This window comes from Massilia sp. P2_C2 (assembly GCF_056404615.1).
The window spans coordinates 1-7,574 of record NZ_JBFUDR010000301.1 but is presented as its reverse complement, the minus strand read 5'-3'; the positions used below and the strand labels follow the sequence as shown (position 1 = coordinate 7,574).

The 7,574-nt window shown below is 67.8% G+C and carries 8 protein-coding genes and 1 pseudogene; 2 read left to right on the top strand and 7 right to left on the bottom strand.

The window, feature by feature from the left end; genetic code table 11:
- Positions 1-468: symmetrical bis(5'-nucleosyl)-tetraphosphatase (locus AC1DYX_RS25255; RefSeq protein ID WP_477263988.1), on the top strand; the 468-nt coding region annotated here is incomplete at its 5' end.
- On the opposite strand, the gene AC1DYX_RS25250 is transcribed toward AC1DYX_RS25255, so the two are convergent.
- From AC1DYX_RS25250 to AC1DYX_RS25225, 6 genes are all read right to left on the bottom strand, one after another.
- Entirely contained in the window at positions 469-1,206 is a 738-nt protein-coding gene (locus AC1DYX_RS25250; protein ID WP_477263986.1) for a lysophospholipid acyltransferase family protein, read from the bottom strand.
- Positions 1,207-1,270: 64 nt separating this feature from the next.
- A complete protein-coding gene (locus AC1DYX_RS25245; protein ID WP_477263984.1) occupies positions 1,271-2,566 on the bottom strand; it encodes a dihydroorotase in 1,296 nt (431 codons plus the stop codon).
- A gap of 15 nt (positions 2,567-2,581) precedes the next feature.
- Positions 2,582-3,547 carry an aspartate carbamoyltransferase catalytic subunit gene (locus AC1DYX_RS25240; RefSeq protein WP_477263982.1) on the bottom strand — a complete coding sequence of 322 codons (966 nt, stop codon included), beginning with the start codon at positions 3,545-3,547 and terminating at the stop codon, positions 2,582-2,584.
- On the bottom strand, positions 3,540-4,073 hold the full coding sequence (pyrR, locus tag AC1DYX_RS25235) for a bifunctional pyr operon transcriptional regulator/uracil phosphoribosyltransferase PyrR (protein ID WP_477263980.1): 534 nt from the start codon (positions 4,071-4,073) through the stop codon (positions 3,540-3,542). Before pyrR ends, AC1DYX_RS25240 begins: the two co-directional genes overlap by 8 nt.
- A complete protein-coding gene (ruvX, locus tag AC1DYX_RS25230) occupies positions 4,057-4,452 on the bottom strand; it encodes a Holliday junction resolvase RuvX (protein WP_477263978.1) in 396 nt (131 codons plus the stop codon). Before ruvX ends, pyrR begins: the two co-directional genes overlap by 17 nt.
- 150 nt (positions 4,453-4,602) lie before the next feature.
- Positions 4,603-5,259 carry a YqgE/AlgH family protein gene (locus tag AC1DYX_RS25225; protein WP_477263976.1) on the bottom strand — a complete coding sequence of 219 codons (657 nt, stop codon included), beginning with the start codon at positions 5,257-5,259 and terminating at the stop codon, positions 4,603-4,605.
- A 178-nt stretch (positions 5,260-5,437) separates the two neighbouring features.
- Between AC1DYX_RS25225 and AC1DYX_RS25220 the strand changes: the two are divergent.
- Positions 5,438-6,593, top strand: a pseudogene (locus tag AC1DYX_RS25220) (cryptochrome/photolyase family protein).
- On the opposite strand, the gene AC1DYX_RS25215 reads toward AC1DYX_RS25220, so the two are convergent.
- Positions 6,568-7,574 (bottom strand): ATP-binding response regulator (locus AC1DYX_RS25215; RefSeq protein ID WP_477263974.1); only part of this gene is annotated, 1,007 nt, incomplete at its 5' end. The pseudogene AC1DYX_RS25220 and the gene AC1DYX_RS25215 sit on opposite strands and share 26 nt — an antisense overlap.

Below are 7,574 nucleotides of genomic sequence, written 5' to 3'. Positions count from 1 at the left end.
GCGCCGCAGTGGACGGCGGCGCAGACGATGGCCCTGGCGGCCGAGGTCGAGTCGGTGCTGCGCGGCGAATACTGGATCGATTTCCTCGGCCGGATGTATGGCAACGAACCGGACCGCTGGGACGATGGCCTGACCGGCATCGATCGCCTGCGCTGCATCGTCAACGCGCTCACGCGCATGCGCCTGTGCTGGCCGGACGGCCGCATGGATTTCACACACAAGGAAAGCGACAAGGGACCGGAAGGCTCGGACCTGCAGCCGTGGTTCGACCTGCCCCACCGGCGCACGGCCGACGTCACCGTCGTGTTCGGACACTGGTCGGCACTGGGTCTCGTGCTGCGGCCGAATCTCGTGGGGCTGGACAGCGGCTGCGTGTGGGGCGGCAAGCTGACGGCGGTGTGCCTGGATGACCGTACGCTGCTGCAGGTCGATTGTCCCGAGTACCGGGAACACAGCGGGAAAAAGTAATCAGGCGTGCTGCCCCAGCCTGGCTGCGATCGCATCGTGCGCCGCCTGCGCCAGTTCGCGCCGGTGGCTGCCTGCCGCCGGGATCGGCGCCAGGCAGGCCAGCCGCGCGACGACCGGCCCGCCGCCCAGGATGTGCACGATGCTGTCCACGAACGTGGTCTCGCCCGTGTAGTCGACGGCCGGGTGCCAGGCGCCGCGCTCGTCGAGATAGGCCAGCGCCACGGGCTGCACGGGCACGGCCGCGTCGATGGCGGCCTCGAACAGGTTGGCGTGGAACGGCAGCACCGCGCCCTGGCTGCCCGTCGTCCCTTCCGGGAAAAACGCCACGCGGCGGCGCTGGCCGAGCGCCTCGACGAGGCCCTTGAAGATATGACGCAGGTCGCGCCGGTTGCCGCGCGCGATGAACACGGTGCCGGCCTGCGCGACGAGCCAGCCGACGACGGGCCAGGCGCGGATCTCGGCCTTGGCCACGAAGCGGCACGGGTGCACGGCATTGATGACGAAGATGTCGAGCCACGAGATGTGGTTCGCGACGATGAGGGCATGCGCGAGCGAGTCGGCACCCGCTACGCACTCGAGGCGCACGCGACAGATGCCCAGCAGGCGCGCCGACCAGCGCTGGATCAGCCGTTCGCGCAGCGAATCGCCCGCCCACGGGAACACGAGGGCGCAGGTGGCCAGGCCCTGGACGAGATGGAGGACGAGGCGCGCAAGGCGCCACGCAAGCTTGATGTTCAACGGGATGTCCGGGAGAAGCGCGGTCCGGGGCCGCGGCGATGGTGCCGCCGCGGCCTGGACCGGATCAGCGTTCGAACGCGACGTGGCCGGCGACGATGGTCGCCTTCACCTGGCCCGCCAGTTCGTAGCCGAGGAAAGGCGTGTGCTTGCCCTGGCTGGCCAGGGCGGCGGCATTGACGGTCCAGCGCGCGTCCGGATCGAACAGCACGACGTCCGCGCTCGCGCCCTGTGCCAGCGTGCCGGCGGGCAGGCCGGCCATGCGCGCCGGATCGCTCGTGATCTTCGCCACCGCCGTCGACAACGCCTTGCCGCTCATTTGCTCATCCTTGCCCTGCTCGGCGACCCACTTGAGCATCAAGGAAAGCAGCAGTTCCAGGCCGGTGGCACCGGGCGAGGCTTCCGCGAACGGCAACAGCTTCTCGTCGTCGTCGACCGGCGTGTGGTCGGAGCAGACGGCGTCCACGGTGCCGTCGAGGATGGCCGCGCGGATCCCGTCGCGGTCGCGCTGGCTGCGCAGCGGCGGCGTCAGGCGCGCGTTGGAATCGAAGAAGCCGATGTCGGCATCCGTCATGTGCAGGTGGTGCACGCCGACGTCGCAGGTGACCGGCAGGCCTTCCTTCTTGGCGGCACGGATCAGTTCCAGCGCGGCCGCGGACGAGATGCGGCACAGGTGCACGCGCGCGCCCGATGCGCGCATCAGTTCGAAGATCGTGTGCAGGGCGATGGTCTCGGACATCACGGGCACGCCGGACAGGCCCAGGCGCGACGCCAGCGGGCCGCTGTGGGCGACGCCGCCGCGGCCGATGTACGGGTCCTGCGGGCGCAGCCAGACGGTGTAGCCGAACGTCTTCGCGTACTGCATCGCGCGCAGCAGCACGGTGGTGTCGGTGATCGGTTCCTCGGCCTGCGCGAAGCCGATGCAGCCGGCTTCCGTCAGCTCGGCCATTTCGGTCAGCGCCTTGCCCTTCAGGCCGACGGTCAGCGCGCCGAGCGGATGCACGTGCGCCTGGTTCAGGAGGCGCGCGCGATGCTTGAGCATCTCGACGAGGCCCGGCTCGTCGAGCACCGGATCGGTGTCGGGCGGGCACACGAGCGTCGTCACGCCGCCCTGCACCGCGGCCTGCATTTCCGACTCCAGCGTGGCCTTGTATTCATAGCCCGGCTCGCGCAGGCGGGCGGACAGGTCCACGAGGCCGGGCGCGACGACGAGGCCGGTGGCGTCGATCGTGCGCGTGGCCGTAAAGCCCGCGGGGGCGCTGCCGATGCCGGCGATCTTGCCGTCGGCGATGAAGAGATCCTGGACGGCGTCGATRCCGCCCGCCGGGTCGACCAGGCGCCCGTTCTTGATGTGCAGTTTCATTATCCGTGCGAATTTTTAAGTGTGGCTACCGGCCAAAATACTCATAACCGCCATGCGTACAGCGATACCGAAGGTGACCTGCGGCAGGATCACGGCCTGGGCGCCGTCCGCCACGGCCGAGTCGATCTCCACGCCGCGGTTCATCGGGCCCGGGTGCATCACGATGGCGTCCGGCTTCGCCAGCGCCAGGCGCTCCGGCGTCAGGCCGTAGCTCTTGAAATATTCGCCGGCCGACGGCAGCAATGCGCCCGACATGCGCTCGTTCTGCAGGCGCAGCATGATGATCACGTCGACGTCCTTCAGGCCTTCTTCGATGTTCGTGAAGACGCGCACGCCCATCTGTTCCAGGCCGCCCGGCAGCAAGGTGTGCGGGCCGATCGCGCGCACTTCCGGCACGCCCAGGGTCGTCAGCGCGTGGATGTCCGAGCGTGCCACACGGCTGTGCAGGATGTCGCCGACGATCGCCACGCGCAGGTTCGTGAAATCCTTCTTGTAGTGGCGGATCGTGTACATGTCGAGCAGGCCCTGCGTCGGGTGCGCGTGGCGGCCGTCGCCCGCGTTCACCACGTGCACGTGGTTCTGCTTCGTGTCGTTCAGGTGCTGCGCGATCAGGTAAGGCGCGCCCGACTGCGAGTGGCGCACGACGAACATGTCGGCGTGCATCGCGGACAGGTTGTCGATCGTGTCCAGCAGCGATTCGCCCTTGCTCGTCGACGAGGCGGCGATGTTCAGGTTGATGACGTCGGCCGACAGGCGCTTCGACGCGATCTCGAACGTCGTGCGCGTGCGCGTCGAGTTTTCGAAGAACAGGTTGAAGACGCTTTTCCCGCGCATCAGCGGCACCTTCTTGACCTCGCGGTCGGAGATGCTCACGAAGCTCGAGGCGGTGTCGAGGATGTGGTTGATGATGGCCTTGGGCAGTCCCTCGATGGTAATGAGGTGCTGCAGTTCGCCGTTCTTGTTCAGTTGCGGGTTATGCATTGTCGTCTTCGATCGTGAGCGAGAGTTGGCCCCCGGCTGCGCGCGCCAGTGCCAGCGAGCGGCCCGCGGCCAGTTGTGCGTGGGCGCCGACGAAATCGGCGGCCACGGGCAGTTCGCGGCCGCCGCGATCCGCCAGCGCGGCCAGCATGATACGCTGCGGACGGCCGTAGTCGAACAGCACGTTGATCGCCGCGCGTACCGTGCGGCCGGTGTACAGCACGTCGTCGACGAGCACGATGGTCGCGCCGTCGACGTTGAATTCGATCCGGGTCGGCTTCACGTCCGGATGCAGGCCCTTGCGGGCAAAGTCGTCGCGGTAGAACGAGACGTCGATGAAGCCCAGGCGCGCTTGCAGGCCGAGGTCGGCGGCGAGCCGTTCGGCCAGCCAGGCGCCGCCCGAGTGGATGCCGACGATGGCGGCATCCGGCACGCCCTGGATGCCGGCCCTGACCTGGGCGAGCAGTTCGCGGTACAGGGCTTCGGCATCGAAGCCTGCCGGTTGCGCGTCGTTAATATGAATTGGCATGATCGTCAAAGTATTGTTGCAAAATGATGGCGGCGGCCCTGGCGTCGATGATCTCGCCCCGTTTGGCCTGGATGACGGCCGACGAATAACGTTCGTCGACGAGTTCGACGGGCAGGTTGAAGCGGCCATTGAGCTGGTTGGCGAAGCGGCGCGCGCGCAGGGTCATCTCGTGCTCGGCGCCGTCCGGATGGCGCGGCTCGCCCACGACGAGGCGCGCCGGGCGCCATTGTTCGATCAGGTCGCCGATGACCTTGAAGCGGGTCGCATTGTCGACCGCCTTGATGACGGACAGCGGTTGCGCCTGCCCCGTCAGGGTATTCCCCATGGCGATGCCGATGCGCTTGATGCCGAAGTCGAAGCCGAGAACGATGTCGACCATTACCCGCGCCGACTCCGGACAAGTACGCACAGTAGGGTGGGCACCCCGTGCCCACGCGTAACGTCTGCGTGATGCCGGCGTTCGCGTGGGCACAGGGGTGCCCATCCTACCGGTTCTCCCCTGCCGGGATACGCTCCAGGTGTGCAACCCTCAGGCATGGCCAGCCTCCGAGGCCAGCATCATCGGATCGATGCCCAGCAGCTTGATGGCCGCGTTGTAGCGCTCTTCGATCGGCAGGTCGAACAGCACGCGCGCGTCGGCGCCCACCGTGAGCCAGCCGTTGCGGGCGATTTCCTCTTCCAGCTGGCCCGGACTCCACCCGGCATAACCGATGGAGACGAGCATGCGGCGCGGTCCGGCCCCGTTGGCGACCGCTTCCAGCACGTCGATCGACGTGGTGAACGCGACGTCGTCGGTGACGCTCAGCGACGAGGAATAGCGGCCGCTGGGCGTGTGCAGCACGAAGCCGCGGTCGTCCTGCACCGGGCCGCCGAACATGATCGGCTCGTCCTCGACGCTGGCACGCAGGCCCTCGGCCACCTTCAGGTCGATGCGGTCGAACAGCACGTCCATCGTCATGTCCGTCGGCTTGTTGATGACGACGCCCAGCACACCCTTTTCGTTGTGCTCGCAGATATACACGACGGCGCCACCGAAAATCGGGTCATTCATCGATGGCATTGCTATCAGGAAATGATTCGCCAGGTTCAGCTGCGACCCCGGCGCGCTGGCCATGGACAGGCTGGGGGTGGCTTCCTGGGGCATCCCGGGCATGGTTAGAGGCTTGCCGACCTTACTTTTTTTCATGCTCATACTCTCTGTTGGCTCACTCTCTCGATTACCACGGTGTCAAACCGGAAAAACCTTGGACTTTTCGCTAGTTTACACCGAATTGCCCGACGGGCCACGGAAGCCGCCCGGCGGGGCAAACCTGAGAGATGGTAGACAGTAAAATTCTTGACCGCATTGACTCCGCACACAGAAGATGACCTTAAGAAACTCCCTCGTCTGGTTCCGGCGCGATTTGCGCATGGACGATCATGCCGCACTGCATCACGCCTTGCTCTCTTCGCGCCGCGTGTTCGCCGTGTTCGTATTCGATACGGACTTCCTGGCCGGCCTGCCCGCCGACGACCGCCGTGTTCAATTTCTGCTCGACAGTGTGCATGCGCTGGATGCACGCCTGCGAGAATTGGGAGGTTACCTCATCGTGCGGCGCGGGCGCGCCGCGCAGGTGATCCCGGAACTGGCCGCCGGACTGGGTGCGGATCAAGCGCTTCGTGCCGAATGCGGTGCCGATCGGGCATCCCGGCATGGCGGGCGCGCAACACCTGCTGGCGCGCTTTGCCGAGCGCCTGCCGCGCTACGACCACGACCGTGACTACCCGGCGCTGGACGCCACGTCGCGCCTGTCCGTGCACCTGCGCTTCGGCACGCTCTCGGTGCGCGGCCTCGTGGCGATGCTGCAGGCGCGCAGCGCGGACGGCAGCGGCGGCCCGGGTGCGCCCGTATGGCTGTCGGAACTGATCTGGCGCGAGTTCTACATGATGATCCTGGCGCGCCATCCACGCGTCGTCACCCAGTCGTTCAAGCCCGCGTTCGACGCCATCGCCTGGGACGAAGGACCGGAAAGCGACGCGCTGTTCGAGGCCTGGTGCGCGGGCCGCACGGGATATCCGCTCGTCGATGCCGCCATGCTGCAGCTGGCGCGCACGGGCTTCATGCACAACCGGCTGCGCATGGTGACGGCCAGCTTCCTCACCAAGGACCTCGGGCTAGCCTGGCAGCGGGGCGAGCGCTGGTTCGCGCTCCAGCTGAACGATTACGAACTGGCGTCGAACAACGGCGGCTGGCAGTGGGCGGCGTCGACCGGCTGCGATGCGCAGCCATGGTTCCGCATCTTCAACCCGGTGACGCAATCGCGCCGGTTCGACCCGGACGGGGACTTCATCCGGCAATACCTGCCGCAACTGGCGAAACTGGAAGGCGCGGCGATCCACGCGCCGTGGCTGGCGCAGCCGAACGTACTGGACAGGGCCGGCATCGTGCTCGGACGGGACTATCCGTTGCCCATCGTCGACCACGAGGCCGCACGGGCCAGGACGCTGGCCCGCTTCAACGCGCTTCGAGCAGACCCGTGATCGCGGCCAGCAGCGCATCCTCCTGGAACGGCTTGCCGAAATAGGCATCCACGCCCAGGTCCATTGCGTAGTTGCGGTGCTTGTCCGCCGTGCGCGACGTGATCATGATGATCGGCAGCGCCGCCGTGGCTTCGTTGCCGCGCACGTGGCGCGTGAGGTCGAAGCCGTCCATGCGCGGCATCTCGATGTCGACCAGCATCAGGTCGGGCCGCGTCTCCTGCATCTGTTCGAGCGCATCGACGCCGTCCTTGGCCAGCAGCACGCGATAGCCTTCGCGCTCCAGCAGGCGCTGGGTGACCTTGCGCACGGTGAGCGAATCGTCCACGACCATGATCGTCGCGACGCGCGGTACCGGCGCCTGCGCGGGCGCGGTGGCCGCGCCGTCCGGCATGCGGCCCGGACGGGCGCCCTGCCCGGCCAGTTGCACCGGGTCGAGGATCAGCACGATCTCGCCCGAACCGAGCACGGTGGCGCCGGCGATGCCCGGCATGCGCGCCAGCTGCGGCCCGATGTTCTTGATGACGACCTCGCGGTTGCCCAGCACCTCGTCCACACGCAGCGCCAGGCGCGTGTTGCCGCTCCTGAGGACCAGCACCGGCGACGAGCGCTGGCCGGGCGCGCCGGTGGATTCGTGCAGCAGCTCCGGCAGGTAGTGCAGCGGCAGGGTCTCGCCATGCACGGCGATTGCGCCGGCCGCGTGCGCCGCCTCGAGGTCGACCTCGCGCACCTGCAGCACCTGCTCCACCAGCACGGCCGGCAGCGCATGCGTGCGCTCGCCGCTGGCGACGAGCACGACCTGCGTGACGGCCAGCGTGAGCGGCAGGTGGATCGCGAAGGCGGCGCCGTGCCCCGGCGTCGTCGCGATGTCGACGCGGCCGCCCAGCGCGCGCGCCTCCGAACGCACGACGTCCATGCCGACGCCGCGGCCGGCCAGTTCCGTCAGCGCATCGGCCGTCGAAAAGCCCGGCTCGAACACCAGCT